Source organism: Porphyromonas sp. COT-239 OH1446, assembly GCF_000768875.1.
GTDB lineage: Bacteria > Bacteroidota > Bacteroidia > Bacteroidales > Porphyromonadaceae > Porphyromonas.
The window spans coordinates 55,675-71,665 of the sequence record NZ_JRAO01000033.1; the positions used below are offsets into that span (position 1 = coordinate 55,675).

The window sequence follows — 15,991 nt, forward strand, 5'->3', positions numbered from 1 at the left end:
CATCTTAGCCCTGAGCGAAGGCTTCGCCCACATGCCTCCATCCCTGCCCTCCGACCAGGGGCAGAGCCTCGATGCCGAGCCCTTAGCTTCGAAGGATGCGGGGGAAGAGGCGACGAGCATTCGCCCCAGTGGCCTCGGCGAGCTGCTCCGTCGTACAACCGTAGAGCTCAGCGACAAAGCTCAGCGTATGAGCTATGAAGGCAGGTTCATTACGCTTACCTCTCCTCGGCACTGGTGCAAGATAAGGAGCATCGGTCTCAAGCAGGAGGCGATCGAGAGGGATGCGAGCGATGTATTCCCTCAGACGGCTATTCTTGAAAGTAACCACGCCATTGATGCCGATCATCATTCCCTCGAAACTGAGGGCCTCATCCAGCTCCGCCTCGCTGCCCGTGAAGCTATGGAAGACGCCTCGCACCCGATGGGGCATGCGAGCCATAGAGGCAAAGGTATCGGCAAAGGCCTCCCGTGTGTGGATGATGACGGGCAGATCAAAGTCCTGAGCCCAAGCCAACTGGGTCTCGAAGGCCTCAATCTGCTCGCTGCGATAGGTTGTGTCCCAGTAATAGTCCAGACCTATCTCGCCTACTGCGACGAAGGGGTGCTGAGGAAGTTGCTTGCGGACGAAGCTGAGCTCGTCCTGCCAATCCTCCTTGACGTAGGTCGGATGCAGCCCGATGGTGGGAAAGAGGTAGCCGGCATACAATCGAGAGAGAGCCATCATCGGCTCGTACGAAGCCCTATCCGTGGCTGGCATGATGACCTCCGAGAGTCCCGCCTCTTGGGCTCGGGCCACCACCTCGACGAGGTCGCTGGCAAACTCCTCAGCATAGAGGTGAGCATGGGTGTCTATGATCATTGCCTAGCTATTGCGGTGCATGAGGGAGCGGAAGAGATCCTCCAGCTCGGCCCGTCGGGCCTCGTCGGGTACAACTGAGGCCAATCTCTCCAGAGCCCTGCGAGTGTAGTCTTCGATCAGTCCCTCGGCATAGGAGCGTACCCCGACACGATCGTAGAGGGCACGCACACGCTCGATGCGCTCGGCATTGCGTTCGGGAGGAAGGCAGAGCAGCTGAGCGAGCTCGTGCCTCTGGTCAACGGGGAGTTGAGCCTGAGTATAGAGCAGCAGCAGCGTCTTCTTCGCATTGGCGATATCAGTGCCCACAGGCTTGCCAAAGGTAGCCTCATCGCCATAGACATCTAGGAGGTCATCCTGTAGCTGAAAGGCTAGTCCCAGGCTCTCACCCACCTGGTAGAGACGATGACATATCTCCTCGTCTGCCCCCACACTCATCGCCCCTAGCTCGAGGGCAAGGCCTATGAGTACGGAGGTCTTGAGTCGGATCATCTCGAGGTATTCATCTACCGAGACATCATCCCTACGCTCGAAGTTCATGTCGTACTGTTGACCCTGGCATACCTCAAGAGCTACAGCGGAGAAACGAGGGAGCACCTGCGCAAGGATCTCCCCTCGAGCAACGCCCTCGAGAGCCCGATAGGCCTCGATGCACATGGCATCGCCCGAGAGGATGGCGGTATTGTCATCCCAACGGCAATAGACAGTAGGCTGGCCACGCCTCAGCGGCGAGCGATCCATCAGGTCATCATGCAGGAGGGTGAAGTTGTGAAAGATCTCTACAGCTGTAGCCACTGGCAGAGCCTCTCTCCACGACTCAGAGAGCAGGTGTGCAGCCAGGAGGCTCAAGAGCGGACGGATGCGCTTGCCTCCCAGGCGTAGCGTGTAGTCGATAGGGGCAAAGAGCTGCTCGGGGGTCTTGTGGGCAAAGCCTCGCTGCTGGAGCGAGAGCTCAATGGCCGAGAGCATCTCAGCACGAAGGGGTGTATGTTGGTTCATAGGGGGTAAAAATATAAGGGCCGCACCCTACTCTCGCTCTGAGCTAGGGGGCGGCCTATGAGATGATGTCAATACGATGAATGATCAAGTCCGTGCCTCGAGCGTAAGGGCCTCGGGTCACAAACGACAGGTAGGCATTTGACCGTCTACAGCGGGCAGGCCCTACTGCTGGTTCAGGCGGAAGAGTACGGGCAGACGGAACTTCGAGCGCACCTTACGTCCCTGCTGCTCACCTGGGATCCACTTCTTCATGGTCTTGGCCACACGAAGAGCCTCCTTGTCCAGCGCAGGGTCTACGCCCTTGAGCACTCGGAACTGAGTAGGCGTACCGTCCTTCTCCACGACGAACTCGATGTACACACGACCCTGGATACCATTCTCCTGAGCGATGGCAGGATACTCAGTATTTTTACTCAGATACTTGAGCATTGCCTCTGGGCCACCAGGATACTCAGCAGGCTTCTCTACAGCCTCGAAGATCTCCTCTTCCTGCTCGGGCTCTGGATCTGCGACAACCTGTACAGGGGGAGGCAGGGTCTTACCTTCATCGGCAGAGACGAACTTGGTCTCGATCTTCTTCTCGTCCTCTACGACAGTCAGCACCTCGGGGAGCTGTACCTCCACGACCTTTTGGATCTCGGGCTCGGGCTCGGGCTCGGGCTGCTCGTCCTCGATGATAGGCACGTTGTCCAGGTCAGCAATAGTCAAGCTGTTGGCAACAATCGGGCCATTGTCCATAGGGCTACGCCACTCCAGAGCGACGAATACTACCGAGATGGCAACCACCAATCCCATGAGGAGGGAGAGCAGTTTGCCTCGCTCGAGGTCTGCTTGGGGGGCTTTTTTGATTTCCATATCTGTCTATTATTACGTTGTTATGATTCTTGTTTGGAGCTACGAGACAAATGTACGATTTTTTTTTGATTGCACGAGCGAGTATAACGAAGAAAGAGCGGCACAGTCGGCCAAACGTCTTCGATGATCTTCCTCTACTTCTCCCAACAGTCTAAAGGGCAGGCAAGGGCAGGGCCCTACAAAGAGCCCGTCGAGAGGGCAAAAACAATCCCGATAGGATCACACCCGAGGCTTAAGTAGGAGCTCCATCGAAGTCCTATCTATGTCTCCAGTGTGATCCTATCGGGATCTCCACAGAGAGCCTATATGCTCTCTCGACCGAAAGGCTAGCGAGGACTCGCTAACGACCCTATTGAGCTCTCCGAGACGAGGCGGAGAGCCTCCCCTAGGCGGATGATTCTAGAGGTCGCTGCCGTCGAAGGCAAAGGGCAAGAGCAGACGACAGTCCTCGATGAGCAGCGTCTCCTCAGGGCCCATGAGCAGAACCTTGTAGGGACGGAAGCGCATGGCTGTCTCGAGCATGACCTGCCGACAAGCCCCACAGGGCGTAATCAGGGGGACTCGCCCCGCCTGATTGATCGCCACAAGGGCCAAAGCCAGGGGAGCTACCTCCGGATACTGAGCCCCAGCATAGAAGAGGGTCGTACGCTCAGCGCATAGCCCAGAAGGATAGGCTGCATTCTCTTGGTTCGATCCACTGACAATCTGACCATTCTCCAACAAAACGGCAGCACCGACATGAAAGTTACTATAGGGGGCATAGGCCTTACGAGCAGCCTCGAGGGCTTCGGACTCAAGACGTAGCTCTTGCTCAGAGAGCTCACTACGAGCTATGGTACCGTAAGACAGATGAAGTTGCTTATCCATATGATATAGAGTACTAGGGGTTATTTGTCGGAGATTGGGAGGCCTTCTGCTCCTTCTCATCATGCTGCCAGAGCAGGGTTGCCGTGATCGGATAATGATCGGAGAATTGAGCCCTCCGATCGACCCGCGCGGCATAGGGGACGAAACTTGACCCACAGAGGATGTGATCGATACGCACACGATAGGGGGCAGAATTATAGGTCAGTCCAAGGCCATTTCCACTCTCTACAAAGGCATCCTGCATCCCTCTGCTCAACGAACGGTGTAGGTAAGAGACGGGTGTATCATTGAAATCTCCGCAGATGATCGTCCGCTCTCGCCCAATAGAGTTCAACAATTGATCGAGCTGATTGGCCTGTAAGTTGTGCAGACGAAACACGGGTAAGAATCTACCTCGAAGCATACGCTCTACACCCATACGATCATTGTGCTTGGCCAGCTGTAAATAATACTCTTGACCCAGCTTACTTAGACGAAAGGATTCGAGATGTAGGTTGAGCAGCTTAACCTCTAGCTCCCCGACCTGAAGGCTGTAGAGTGCCCCTCCGTTATAGTGGGAACGCAGAGCTATGCGCTCTGCACGATTGATCGGATAGCGAGACAGGAGCAGGAGCGTGCTACTATTCTCCTTCTGCGCAGAGAGGTGATGACGATAAGGGTATTCCCTCCCTAGATAATCATTCAGATCGCTCTCGGTGATCCCTTGAGAGTCATGCCTGACGAGGTAAGCCTCCTGCAAGCAAATAATATCTGCCCCACTGGCCTTGAGGTATTGTAGGGTTGGGTTGGGCGAGGAGGGGGTGTGAGGCTTGAAACCGAAACCGTTGACATTGTACGAGAGTATTCGAAGCATCTGTCCCTCGGCAGGCTCTTCCCGGCGGTCAATATTGATCGGGAAATAGGCCCTGAGCGCAGGCCAACCCAAGAGCAACACCACGACAAGCGGGAGCACCCGATGCCAGCGAAAGCGAATGAACCAAAAGAGCACCAAAGCCACCTGAAGCACAAAAAACAAAGGGAAGAGCAGACCCAACAACGCAGGTATCCCCCACCTAGTCGGGGGAATGTACATAGCCCCGACCGAGAGCAAATAGAGGGCCGAGATCGTGGCACTCAGGACATAGAGCAGTCCCTTGAAGCTCCACTTGAAGATACGCCCAATGCCCTGAGCACGAGGATGCCTTTGTGTAGTCATCTTATTTGGAGGATGTTTGTTCTTTCGAAGCCTCTTCGCTGGCACGAGAGAGGAGCTCTCGCTCGTGCGGGGTGAGCGAAGAGTAGCTGGAGCTGCGCACCTTGTCGAGGATATCGTTGAGCTCCTTCTGCCCCTCTCGCTCCCGACGAGGCGGAGGGGGAGGGGGGAGGGGGTGTCTTCGTCGCCGCCTTTCTATTGTCGAGTAGAATGCCAGCAGCGGGGCAACGAGATCAATCCCCCGACTGCGCAGCAAATAGCCATAGAGTAGCCCCAGCAGCACACCCGCTAGATGCAGGACGTGCCCACCCCAGTTGCCTTCGAAGAGCAGCATCAGGGCCACATCGAGAACGATGAAGCCTAGTAGGAGGTCTCGCTGCCTTAGCCGCCCCAGCCAGGCAAGCTCGAGCTCTCTGTTAGGATATAGGGCTGTCGAGGCTCCCAGCAGTGTGAGCACCGCTCCGCTTGCCCCAAAGACAGGATAGGAGATGAGCCATAGCCCAAGGGCCGAGAGGAGCATATAGATCGAGAGCAACACCACGGCACACCATAGGCCACCAACGAGGTAGAGGGCGACCAAACGGGGCTGTCCAATGCCATGCAAGAGCCGCTTGTCCAGGACATAGAGCAGTAGCATATTACCCGCCAGATGCAGCAGCCCATCATGAAGCCAACTGTAGGTCAAGAGCCCCCAGGGCTGCAGGAGAAAGAGTGCGCCACTGGGCAGGAGAGCCCCCATGCGCTTGAGCGACACTCCACCCGAGCCCCAAAGATCGAGGCCTAGCTGCACGAGGGCAATCAGGAGGTAGAGAGCTACATTGAGGTAGAGGATAAGCCTCAGGGGCGAGGCCTCGGCATAGCTCTGCCTCCAGCGGCTCAGAGACGAGGAGTTAGTTGTAGGGGCCATCGATACGTCCCTTCTTGCGCCACAGCAGGATCAGCAGGAAGCCGCCGATCATACCGCCGAGATGGGCAAAGTGAGCAACGGTGCCTCCCCCTCTTGAGCTCACACCGAGGAAGAGCTCTATGAGCCCATAGATCACCACGAAGTACTTCGCCTTGATCGGGATCGGGAGGAAGAGCAAAAAGATAGAGCTATTGGGGAAGAGCATCCCAAATGCCAAGAGGAGACCGAAGACCGCCCCACTAGCCCCAACAGTAACGGGCATATCGAGTACCTGCCAAACAGGCAAGACTACATTCGAGCTCAGCTGCACCAGAGAGTCGCTAGGCAGCGCTGTGATCTCAAGGAGCTCGAAGAACCACACCCCCTGCTGGGCAAGTGCGGCCGTGAGCCCACAGATGACGTAGAAGAGGAGAAACCTAAATTGTCCCCAGAACCGCTCGATCGTGCTACCGAACATCCAGAAGGAGAACATATTGAAGAAGAGGTGATCGATGCCACTCGTACTATGCAGGAACATATACGAGAGGAGCTGTAGGGGCGAGAAGCTCTCGGCAGCGATGTAGTGCATCCCCAGCATATCCGACAGATCGATCCCGTGTCGATGAAGGAGGATCATCTGAGCGAGCCACATCAATGCGTTGATGATGATGAGCCTTAGGGTCATCGGCGGAGCGAAATGCCTTAGAGAGAAGGTATTGCTTGTCATAGACGGTTCGACATAAAATGAGCATATAGGGTTCGTTCGCACCCTCCTGGCGAGGGAGCTAAGCCTCGCAGGGAGTGAGCAAAGATACTACATTCTCTCAGAGATCCAGGCCACTCTCCAAGGCAAATTCGTCTGTAATGAGGGCAGATGCTCGCCCGAAGTAAGAGGAAGAAAAGCATAAGGCATGTCCTGTAGCCAAGCTAACAGACATGCCTTATGAACCGTGTTGTTTTCGCTGAATACCTTCTTCTAGGGTCGAAAAAGATTGCTTTATTTCCGGCGCAAAGTTCCCCTGAATTTACAAGCCACACAATAGTCAAATTATGTTTTACAGCACAGAACAACAGAGATGGAGGACAATTAAAAGACTCTCGGAAGCGAGCCCGAAGGCTTTTGCGAAAAGGGAGGCGAAGCTCTCGGGGAAGAAGCCACTCGAGGCCGCACAGCAAGGCTCGGACAAAGCGGAGCACTCGGTGTGGCCTCAAGGAGAAGCTTGGCTCTAGGACTATACCCCACTCGCTAACGCTTGCCTCGTCGGCGAGCTGTAAGCCCGAGCAGATAACCGATACCGCCCCTTAGCCTACTGATGGCGAAGGTTACGAGCACTGGGCGAATGATCTCGACAGCGAACTTGATGTAGGGCATGTAGTCCTCGAGGCCACGAACCCGAGAGCCAGACTGCCTAGGAGCAGGAATCTCTGCACGAGGCTGCCTGGTAGTGGGACGATAGCCCAACAGCTTGAGCAAAGGGGTAACGAATTTGCGCCCTGGGACACGAGCCTCGACCTCTGCGAAGGCGGCCTGCTTGGCGACCTCCTTGTAGTTATAGACGAAGTACGAACCGCTCTTCTTAGCTTGCTTGAGGGCATAGTCGGCCTTGAAATGCGCCTCCTGCTGCATCTCAACCATAGCGGTATAGGCAGGGCGACCAGCCCACTGCTGAGCATAGGGCACGACATGCCCCTTGAGGCGAAGTTTAGCCACACGGTCGAGCCCTTCGTTGAGCTCACCCGAAGCTCTAAGGGCCTGCGCTGCTACCCTATTGCGCACACAAGCCTCGGTTCGGGAGCGCAGCAACAGGTAGAGGAGCATCAGTAGCAGGTAGATGCCTGCGACGATGAGGAAGCCCCAGGCGAGCGATCCTCCCAGCAGGCTCGAGAGCCAAAAGGCTAGTGCGATGCTGAGGAAAAGCAGGACATTGCAGCCCAGCACGACGAGGATCAGGAGTGTCGTGAGACTGCCCGAGGTACGGGCCACAGAGCTCGCTGCGCCAAACAGCAGCGCATTGAGCTTGTTACGAGAGAAGCTGACCACACTATCGGTCAGTCGATCCAGTTGTTGTTTGTCTTGAGCTCTCATTGTTTCGGATAAATACAGAGAGGCACTGCAGCCGAGGGGGATGCCCCTCTCTCCCGGGTGGGTCGTCTAGGGACGAAGCCACTTAGGACAGAGGACACCCGTCTACCGCAGGGCCTCACCAGTCATGGATGGGTCGTAGAGATAAGCCCAAGGAGAGCGGGCAGTGCAAGGACTGCACTGCCGACACGCTCCGAGGGATGCAACTAGAGACTAGGCTGAGGCCTAGTCAAGCTCTTTGAGTTCGTCCCGCACCTCATCGAGCAGCTCTTCGGTGCTATTGACGAGTTTGTTGCGATAGTTGTGATAGCGATCCTTAGCCTCGTAGTAGCTCTCCACCAGGCCATCCTTGGCCTTGTCGAAAGTACAAGAGAGATCGTCTGCGAACTTCTCTCGTCTGTTGCGGTCAGAGAAATAAGCGGCGGCTGCGCCGAGTGCGGCTCCGATCAATAGACCGAGAGCGAACCTTCCATTTGAGTTTGCCATAGTTTTTTCGTTGTTAATTCTGTGAGTATTTGTACCAACCTCTACCTCACTTCGGGTCAATTTGCCCCGAGCAAGGGCTAGAGGATTTATATTCTCTTGCGTAAAGGTAATACTATTTTGCAAAATAAGCTAGCGATCCATCAAAAGAATGTCCATTTGAGGCCCACAGTCGGGATAGCATACAGGCCGTCTCGGCGTAGGAAGCTGTAGCTCAGCTCGACCTCAGCCCCAATACTCAGGCCGAAGTCGGAGGAGAAGCCCCTGAGACGATTGAGGTTGCACCAGATCTGTGGCTCGGAAATGAAGACCAAGCCATCCCCTAGGCCTGCGAAGCGATCCTGCCACAGGTCGGCAAAGCCCGTGAAGGTCAGTGCTCGATTCATCAGATGCAGGTACCACGTCCCTGTCAGCTGCCACGAATGTGGGCGGCTACGCCCTGCTAGATGCTTATAGAGCGGCGCAATGCCCCAGCCCCAGGAGTAGTCGGGGGCGTTGTAGGCATAGCTTAGCCCCACGAGATAAGCGTCGTCATAGGAGAAGCTATTACTCAGACCGCCATTGTACTCTAGGCGCAGGGCCAGCGGAGCACTCCAGAGCTTTAGGTCTCGAGCGATCTCCCAGTAGGCGGACTGGATGCCCTGGTCTTGATAGTTCAGATCGACAAAGTAGAAAGTGCTGCCCCAGGCATCGGGGCGGAAGTGCTCTATCGTCGTGGTGAGCTGAGGCCGACGGGGCATCTCCTTGGCATATAGACGGCTACCGAGGTCGTAATGCAGCTGGAGATTCTGTGCTGAGAGGCGGGGGAGGCTCATCATCATGAGGAGGAGGGACAGCAGGAGGATATAGCGTTGCTTCATTGTGAGAGAAGGATATAGGGTGAGGCAGAGTGTCTATTGCTCCTCGTCTTGAGTGGCCTTGGGCTCGGGGAGGATGAGGTTGAGCAGGACGGCTACGATAGACGAGAGGCCAATGCCCTGTAGGGTGAAGTCGCCCATCGAGAGTACTGCCCCGCCAATCCCCGTGGTCAGGGTTACCGAGGTGATGACGATATTGCGAGAGCTGGTAAAGTCCACCTTGCTCCTCAGCAGCGTCGAGATCCCCGCCCCTGCGATCGTGCCGAAGAGCAGCAGCATGATGCCGCCGAGCACAGCCTCGTCGATGCTGCGCAGGAGGGCACTCACCTTGCCGATGAGCGAGAAGGCGATCCCTGCGACAGCAGCAATGCGAAAGACTACTGGGTCAGTAACCCGAGTCAGAGACATCGCCCCCGTAACCTCGGAGTAGGTCGTAACGGGTGGTGCACCCACCACAGAGGCGAAGAGGCAAGCCAGGCCATCGCCGAGCATCGTACGGTGTAGGCCGGGGGACTTGATGAAGTTCTTCCCCGTTACGCTATTGACAACATAGACGTCGCCAATATGCTCGATCACGGGGGCAATGGCCACTGGGATCATGAAGAGGATGGGTTGCCAACTGATCTCCGTCGGCAGGATAAAGCGAGGGAAGGCAAACCACGAGGCCTCGGCCACACTGCTCAGATCCACATCGAAGAAGGCCCAGTCGAGCAGATATCCCACTACAATCCCCGAGAAGATCGGAATCAGCCGCATCAAACCTCGGGTGTAGAGCGTGATGACGATGGCTGTTGAGAGGGAGGCAATGGCTAGAGCCCAATTGCTCGCAGCCATCTTGACCGCCGCCCCCGAGAGCGAGAGACCGATGAGCATGATGATCGGGCCAATGACAACTGGCGGGAAGAGACGAGCAATGAACTTCACCCCAAAGGCTCGTATCAAGGCCGACATGAGGAGGTACACCAGGGCTACCCCCACGATACCGAAGAGAGCCCCACCGAGGCCATAGAGCTCCGTGGCACTCTGTATCGGGGCGATGAAGGCGAAGCTACTCCCGAGGAAGATAGGCACCTGCCCTCGGCTCACCAAATGAAAGATCAGCGTGCCGACACCCGCAGAGAAGAGTGCTGTCGAAGGGTCTAGCCCCACAAGCAGGGGGACGAGCACCGTAGCCCCAAAGGCTACGAAGAGATACTGTACGCCAACGATGCCTTTGCGCAGCGGCGTAAGGGTTGGAGTTTGCACCATAGATACTTGAGGTATGGGGCAGTAGAGGCCATGAGGCTCGGGGCTTCGAGGCTCTACCCGCCGTGTATGGGACAAAGATAAGGCTAATCGTCAGCTTCGCCCAAAAGCTTCAGAACAAGCTCCAATGCAAACACAGTTTGCAATACGAGCATATATAAAGCACGGTGATAGATCTGGCGAAGATCCGAGAGGGCACTTACCGATGAGTGGGCCTTCTAGAGGGACTCAAACGAAGCATCGGTAGGCACTTGTCGAAGCATAGATAGGATCGCAATGGAGATCTAAATAGGAGGGCAGGTGAGGTATCGGAGGGCATTCGATCGAGGTATAAGTAGGAGCGCAGTGGAGACCTAAATAGGAGCTCGATCGAGGTATAAGTAGGAGCGCAAGAGAGACCCAAGTAGGATCTCGATAGAGGTATAAGTAGGCATTCTCTCGAGGTATCAATAGGAGCTCAAGAGTGGTATCGGTAGACACTTGGTCATGTCTCCCATGCAATAGGGGCTGTGGATCAATGGTGATCCACAGCCCCTAGCGATTAGCTTTGTTATTCGAAGCTCGTGCTTACTTCACACGCTTGATACCGAACTGAGCGAGTGCACCCAGCTCCTCTTCGATGCGCAGCAGCTGGTTGTACTTAGCCATACGGTCTGTGCGGCTGAGCGAACCAGTCTTGATCTGACCAGAGTTGGTAGCCACGGCGATGTCAGCGATAGTAGAGTCCTCAGTCTCACCAGAGCGGTGTGAGGTTACGCTGGTGAAGCCATGACGGTGAGCCATCTCGATAGCATCGAGCGTCTCGGTGAGCGTACCGATCTGGTTTACCTTGATGAGGATAGAGTTACCGCAGTCCTCAGCGATACCACGACGCAGGTACTCTACGTTGGTTACGAAGAGGTCGTCGCCCACGAGCTGGATCTTCTTGCCCAGCTTGGCGGTGAGCTTCTTCCAACCATCCCAGTCATTCTCTGCCATACCATCCTCGATAGAGTCGATGGGGTACTTCTCTACGAGAGAGGCGAGGAACTCTACCTGCTCGTCGATCGTACGCTTAGCCCCATGTGCACCCTCGAACTTGCTGTAGTCATAGATACCATCCTTGAAGAACTCGCTGGAGGCGCAGTCCATAGCGATGGTAATATCCTTGCCAGCTACATAGCCAGCCTTGTCGATAGCAGCGAGGATCGTCTCAAGAGCTTCGTCAGTACCACCAGCGAAGTTAGGAGCAAAGCCACCCTCGTCGCCTACAGCCGTGCTGTAACCCTTGCTCTTGAGGATGCTCTTGAGCGCATGGAATACCTCAGCACCCATGCGGAGAGCTTCACGGAAAGAGGGAGCACCTACGGGACGGATCATAAACTCCTGGAAGGCAATAGGAGCGTCAGAGTGTGAGCCACCGTTGATGATATTCATCATAGGTACGGGCAGCACATATGTATTCGTACCGCCAATATAGCGATACAGAGGCATCTCGAGGTATGCAGCAGCGGCCTTGGCCACAGCGAGCGATACACCGAGGATAGCGTTAGCACCGAGCTTGCTCTTGGTCTTAGTACCATCCAGCTCGATCATCTTGAGGTCGATCTCACGCTGAGCGAGTGCGCTCATGCCATAGAGGGCAGGGGCGATCTCGTTGTTGATGTTGTCTACAGCCTTGAGGACACCCTTACCGAGGTAGCGAGTCTTGTCGCCATCACGCAGCTCGAGAGCTTCGTTTTCGCCCGTAGAGGCACCGCTGGGGACAGCAGCACGACCTACGATACCACATGCGAGGGTTACGTCTACTTCTACGGTAGGATTACCGCGAGAGTCGAGGATTTCTCGACCTACAATCTTTACAATATGCATATCAATCTTTATAAAGTGATGAATACTCCTTTTGCTTTAGTTTCACCGACAAAGATACTAATTAAATATAAAAATGGCTTTATCCATCATCCTAGCTCCCAAGGCGCAGAGAGCCCTCGAACAAAGTCATTCCACAAGGAGCGAGAGCGACTCTCCCCGAGGGGCGGCGAGGGCAAAAGGCCCTCATTTGGTCAAAAATTTTCACACTTGGCAAGGAACTTTATTCTTATTCACAATTCTCCGCAGACAAAGCGCACAATCAGTTAAAAAACAGCGAATTGGCATCATCATGCAAGCTCAATAATAGATGCCATCTATCAATGAATACACCCTAGAGTACGGGAAAAAGCCTCTAGAAGTTTGGTAGGAATAAAATAATGTCTACATTTGCATGTGTGTTTTTCATGGTATTAGATTTTAAGGTTAACGAAAAAGATTGGTCGTCGGGAGACGACCATCTTTTGTTTTTAGACCTTTCATTCTCTGCTCCGCTGGGGCACAGATAGGCCTTTTGTAGATACACCATCTCTTCTCTAAGGCACAATTTCCCTACCCTTACAAGGGTGATCCCTCGCCCGATCCTCTTATCTTTGTATCAGACATTCATCAACACTATCTGCTATGATACAAGACAAACACCTCTCTAGGGCCTACTTCACCTGGGATTGGCTCTGCATACTGATCACACTTTGTGTCTCAATCATTCTTCTAGGCGTTGTCCTCTTCGTTTGGGTAGACAGCCCCAGCTGGGTGCACTGGTATCTAGGGATCTTCCTCATACCTGCACTCGTCGGTGTCATCGCCATCTGCCCGGTCTATATTGAACGCAGAGGGCAGAGCCTATTCCTACGCTGCCTGCTCTACAAGCATACCTTCAACCTCGAGCAATGCCGCAGCATCACACCGATGGAGGGAGCTATACTCTCGGGGGCTATCCGCAGCTTCGGTTCGGGTGGCTTCTTCGGCTATACGGGGTATTGGTGGAGCAAGCAGCACGGACACTTCGTCCTCTATACCTGCCACCGACGCCAGCCTACTCTCGAGCTCATCACCACCAAGGGGCGCAAGTACATCATCGCCTGCCCGCACGACCTCGTCTCGGACTACCTCGAGCCAAGGGCTATTTGAGGTGCAGGCAGGGCTCCTACCCTACTCCATCAGACTAGACGCAACAAGGGCTGTGGCACTCCTGCCACAGCCCTTGTTGTATCTATCTGCTTAGCCCCAGAGAGGGCCATGCAGCCAGGAACTAGTACATTAGTCTCGACGAGGACGACGCTCGGGGCGAGGACGACGTTCAGGCTCTACATAGCCTTCTGGCTTGGGCAGCAGGGCCTTGCGACTGAGCTTGAACTTGCCCGTCTTGGGATCAATCTCGATGAGCTTCACCTCGATCTGCTGACCCTCGGTGAGGCCTGCCTGCTCGACAGTCTCCAGTCTCTTCCATTCGATCTCGGAGATGTGCAGCAGACCATCCTTGCCAGGGAGGAACTCCACGAAGCATCCATAAGGCATGATCGAGGAGATCTTACCTTGATAGACCTCACCCACCTCGGGCATAGCCACAATAGCCTTGATCATACCGATAGCGGCATCGATAGAGGCCTTATTCGTCCCACTGATCTCAACGATGCCTACGCCGTCGACCTCTTCGATGCTGATCGTAGCACCGCTCTTCTCTTGCATTCCCTGGATGATCTTACCACCAGGGCCGATCACAGCACCGATGAACTCCTTGCCAATGCGCAGGGTCTCGATGCGAGGGGCATGAGGCTTGAGGTCAGGACGTGTCTCTGGCTGTGCCTCCATCATCTTACCGAGGATGTGCAGACGACCCTCACGAGCCTGAGCCAGTGCACGCTCTAGGATCTCATAGCTGAGGCCATCGACCTTGATGTCCATCTGTGTAGCGGTGATCCCGTCCGCAGTACCAGTAACTTTAAAGTCCATATCTCCGAGATGGTCTTCGTCGCCGAGGATGTCGGAGAGGATAGCATAATTCTGGCCCTTATTCTCAGAGATCAGGCCCATAGCGATCCCCGATACAGGCTTATGGATCTGCACCCCAGCATCACGCAAGGCCAGCGTACCGGCACATACTGTTGCCATAGACGAAGATCCGTTCGACTCGAGGATATCGCTGATAATGCGGATCACATAGGGATAATCCTTAGGGATCATGCGCTTGAAGGCACGATGAGCCAAATTTCCATGACCGATCTCACGACGACCGACACCACGCTGTGGTCGGGCATCACCGGTAGAGAAGGGGGGGAAGTTGTAGTGCAAAAGGAAGCGTTCCTTGCCATAGTTAAGAACGTCATCGATGAGCTTCTCATCGTTCTTCGTTCCGAGAGTAACGGTAGTCAAAGACTGTGTCTCGCCACGGGTGAAGACCGCTGAACCGTGAGGCCCTGGCAGGTAATCCGTCTCGATCCAAATGGGACGCACCTGCGTAGTCTTACGACCATCGAGACGCTTACCCTCGTCGAGGATCGCACGGCGCATCGCCTCCTTCTCCACATCATGATAGTAGCGAGCGATCATAGGAGCTTTGGTTTCGAGTTCCTCTTCGGTGAAGGCAGCCTTGTACTCCTCTACGATAGCTTCAAAGGCTTCGGCTCTAGAGTGCTTGTCCGTCCCTGAGGTAGCCACGGCATAGGCCTTGGCATAGCACTTCTCGTGCACATCACGGCGGAGATCTTCGTCGTTCTCCTCGTGGCAATAGGTACGCTTGGTAAGCTTACCACAGGCCTCGCTCAGCTCAAGCTGTGCCTGACACTGTACCTTGATGGCCTCGTGAGCCACCTTGATAGCCTCGAGCATCTCGCTCTCCTGCACCTCCTGCATCTCACCCTCTACCATCATGATATTGTCGAGGGTAGCACCGACCATCAAGTCGATGTCTGCCCCCTCGAGCTGCTCAAAGGTTGGGTTCACAATGAACTCACCACCCACGCGAGCCACACGCACCTCACTGATAGGGCCATTGAAGGGGATGTCCGATACTGCCAATGCAGCCGAAGCAGCTAGACCAGCTAGCGCATCAGGCATATCCACTCCGTCGGCGGAGTAAAGGGTAACATTGACAAACACCTCAGCATGATAATCATCTGGGAAGAGGGGGCGCAGAGCACGGTCTACCAGACGACAAGTCAATATCTCATAGTCAGAGGCCTTACCCTCGCGGCGAGTGAAGCCACCGGGAAAGCGTCCAATCGCAGAAAACTTCTCTTTGTACTCAACCTGCAGGGGCATGAAGTCCACTCCAGGATTGGCATCCTTAGCTGCACACACGGTGGCCAGGAGCATTGTGTTCCCCATGGTTACGGTTACCGCACCATCGGCCTGCTTGGCCAGCTTGCCTGTCTCGATGACGATCTCACGTCCATCAGGCAGGGTAATAGTTTTTCTCAACACGTTCAGCATAGATAATACTGTCTTAATTTTAATTCTAACACTCTTATTGTCGGGCGCAAAGATAGTTAAAATACCTCAGCTCACCTCTAGCAATAGAGGCATTAGAGCCAAAAGTATCGAGGCAGTTCCTCTCTCGCGATCGCTTCGCCCAAAGTGAGCCAACGAGAGACCAATGAGACTGAGAGAGAGCACAAGCGAAAGCTCCAGGAGTGCGTCAGCGGAGATCCTACTTAGATCATTGCAGAGACATAAGTAGGAGCTCGAGTGAAGTCCTACTTATACCTCGACCGAGCTCCTATCTAGTCGCCCCTTAAATAGTCGTTTATCGTTTGTTATTCAGTGATATAAACGGTTAAATCCTTTGTCAAATCTGCAAGTTTTCGTATCTTCATCGTAC

General features: G+C 54.8%; 14 protein-coding genes. 1 reads left to right on the top strand and 13 read right to left on the bottom strand.

Annotation, left to right across the window (positions count from 1 at the left end; all coding sequences use genetic code 11):
• Positions 1–82 precede the first annotated feature (82 nt).
• The 12 genes from HQ37_RS07315 to eno form a co-directional block, all read right to left on the bottom strand.
• Entirely contained in the window at positions 83–859 is a 777-nt protein-coding gene (locus HQ37_RS07315; protein ID WP_036881913.1) for a TatD family hydrolase, read from the bottom strand.
• A gap of 3 nt (positions 860–862) precedes the next feature.
• Positions 863–1,855, bottom strand: coding sequence for a polyprenyl synthetase family protein (locus HQ37_RS07320; RefSeq protein WP_036881915.1), 993 nt, complete (start codon positions 1,853–1,855; stop codon positions 863–865).
• Between the two features lie 162 nt (positions 1,856–2,017).
• Positions 2,018–2,710: an energy transducer TonB gene (locus HQ37_RS07325; protein ID WP_036881918.1), complete on the bottom strand. Its 693-nt coding sequence runs from the start codon at positions 2,708–2,710 to the stop codon at positions 2,018–2,020.
• A 399-nt stretch (positions 2,711–3,109) separates the two neighbouring features.
• Positions 3,110–3,577, bottom strand: coding sequence for a cytidine deaminase (cdd, locus tag HQ37_RS07330; protein WP_036881920.1), 468 nt, complete (start codon positions 3,575–3,577; stop codon positions 3,110–3,112).
• A 13-nt stretch (positions 3,578–3,590) separates the two neighbouring features.
• Positions 3,591–4,772 carry an endonuclease/exonuclease/phosphatase family protein gene (locus HQ37_RS07335; protein WP_052080851.1) on the bottom strand — a complete coding sequence of 394 codons (1,182 nt, stop codon included), beginning with the start codon at positions 4,770–4,772 and terminating at the stop codon, positions 3,591–3,593.
• Between the two features lies 1 nt (position 4,773).
• Entirely contained in the window at positions 4,774–5,676 is a 903-nt protein-coding gene (locus tag HQ37_RS07340; RefSeq protein ID WP_036881923.1) for a rhomboid family intramembrane serine protease, read from the bottom strand.
• Positions 5,660–6,382 carry a rhomboid family intramembrane serine protease gene (locus HQ37_RS07345; RefSeq protein WP_036881925.1) on the bottom strand — a complete coding sequence of 241 codons (723 nt, stop codon included), beginning with the start codon at positions 6,380–6,382 and terminating at the stop codon, positions 5,660–5,662. The genes HQ37_RS07340 and HQ37_RS07345 overlap by 17 nt, the downstream gene beginning before the upstream one ends.
• A gap of 519 nt (positions 6,383–6,901) precedes the next feature.
• Positions 6,902–7,741 (bottom strand): hypothetical protein, encoded by an 840-nt coding sequence (locus tag HQ37_RS07355; protein ID WP_152566817.1) that lies wholly within the window; start codon positions 7,739–7,741, stop codon positions 6,902–6,904.
• Between the two features lie 222 nt (positions 7,742–7,963).
• Positions 7,964–8,224 carry a YtxH domain-containing protein gene (locus HQ37_RS07360; RefSeq protein ID WP_036881933.1) on the bottom strand — a complete coding sequence of 87 codons (261 nt, stop codon included), beginning with the start codon at positions 8,222–8,224 and terminating at the stop codon, positions 7,964–7,966.
• Positions 8,225–8,364: 140 nt separating this feature from the next.
• Complete coding sequence (locus HQ37_RS07365) at positions 8,365–9,081, bottom strand: DUF5020 family protein (RefSeq protein ID WP_036881937.1); 717 nt, start codon at positions 9,079–9,081, stop codon at positions 8,365–8,367.
• A 33-nt stretch (positions 9,082–9,114) separates the two neighbouring features.
• Positions 9,115–10,323, bottom strand: a complete 1,209-nt coding sequence (locus tag HQ37_RS07370) for a uracil-xanthine permease family protein (RefSeq protein ID WP_036881996.1) — start codon at positions 10,321–10,323, stop codon at positions 9,115–9,117.
• A gap of 567 nt (positions 10,324–10,890) precedes the next feature.
• Positions 10,891–12,174 (bottom strand): phosphopyruvate hydratase, encoded by a 1,284-nt coding sequence (gene eno / locus HQ37_RS07375; protein WP_036881939.1) that lies wholly within the window; start codon positions 12,172–12,174, stop codon positions 10,891–10,893.
• 621 nt (positions 12,175–12,795) lie between these two features.
• Between eno and HQ37_RS07385 the strand changes: the two genes are divergently transcribed.
• The gene (locus HQ37_RS07385; protein ID WP_036881945.1) at positions 12,796–13,302 is read left to right on the top strand and encodes a PH domain-containing protein; all 507 of its coding nucleotides are present in this window, start codon (positions 12,796–12,798) and stop codon (positions 13,300–13,302) included.
• Positions 13,303–13,431: 129 nt separating this feature from the next.
• Here the strand turns inward: HQ37_RS07385 and HQ37_RS07390 are convergent, their stop codons facing one another.
• Positions 13,432–15,603: a polyribonucleotide nucleotidyltransferase gene (locus tag HQ37_RS07390; protein WP_036881948.1), complete on the bottom strand. Its 2,172-nt coding sequence runs from the start codon at positions 15,601–15,603 to the stop codon at positions 13,432–13,434.
• Positions 15,604–15,991 lie beyond the last annotated feature (388 nt).

Bases quoted from the DNA above. Each gene is read 5' to 3' on its own strand.
- HQ37_RS07365 (WP_036881937.1), bottom strand. From the start codon at position 9,081: ATGAAGCAACGCTATATCCTCCTGCTGTCCCTCCTCCTCATGATGATG.
- HQ37_RS07335 (WP_052080851.1), bottom strand. From the start codon at position 4,772: ATGACTACACAAAGGCATCCTCGTGCTCAGGGCATTGGGCGTATCTTC.
- HQ37_RS07385 (WP_036881945.1), top strand. From the start codon at position 12,796: ATGATACAAGACAAACACCTCTCTAGGGCCTACTTCACCTGGGATTGG.
- HQ37_RS07360 (WP_036881933.1), bottom strand. From the start codon at position 8,224: ATGGCAAACTCAAATGGAAGGTTCGCTCTCGGTCTATTGATCGGAGCC.
- HQ37_RS07345 (WP_036881925.1), bottom strand. From the start codon at position 6,382: ATGACAAGCAATACCTTCTCTCTAAGGCATTTCGCTCCGCCGATGACC.
- HQ37_RS07390 (WP_036881948.1), bottom strand. From the start codon at position 15,603: ATGCTGAACGTGTTGAGAAAAACTATTACCCTGCCTGATGGACGTGAG.
- eno (WP_036881939.1), bottom strand. From the start codon at position 12,174: ATGCATATTGTAAAGATTGTAGGTCGAGAAATCCTCGACTCTCGCGGT.
- HQ37_RS07355 (WP_152566817.1), bottom strand. From the start codon at position 7,741: ATGAGAGCTCAAGACAAACAACAACTGGATCGACTGACCGATAGTGTG.
- HQ37_RS07325 (WP_036881918.1), bottom strand. From the start codon at position 2,710: ATGGAAATCAAAAAAGCCCCCCAAGCAGACCTCGAGCGAGGCAAACTG.
- cdd (WP_036881920.1), bottom strand. From the start codon at position 3,577: ATGGATAAGCAACTTCATCTGTCTTACGGTACCATAGCTCGTAGTGAG.
- HQ37_RS07320 (WP_036881915.1), bottom strand. From the start codon at position 1,855: ATGAACCAACATACACCCCTTCGTGCTGAGATGCTCTCGGCCATTGAG.
- HQ37_RS07340 (WP_036881923.1), bottom strand. From the start codon at position 5,676: ATGGCCCCTACAACTAACTCCTCGTCTCTGAGCCGCTGGAGGCAGAGC.
- HQ37_RS07315 (WP_036881913.1), bottom strand. From the start codon at position 859: ATGATCATAGACACCCATGCTCACCTCTATGCTGAGGAGTTTGCCAGC.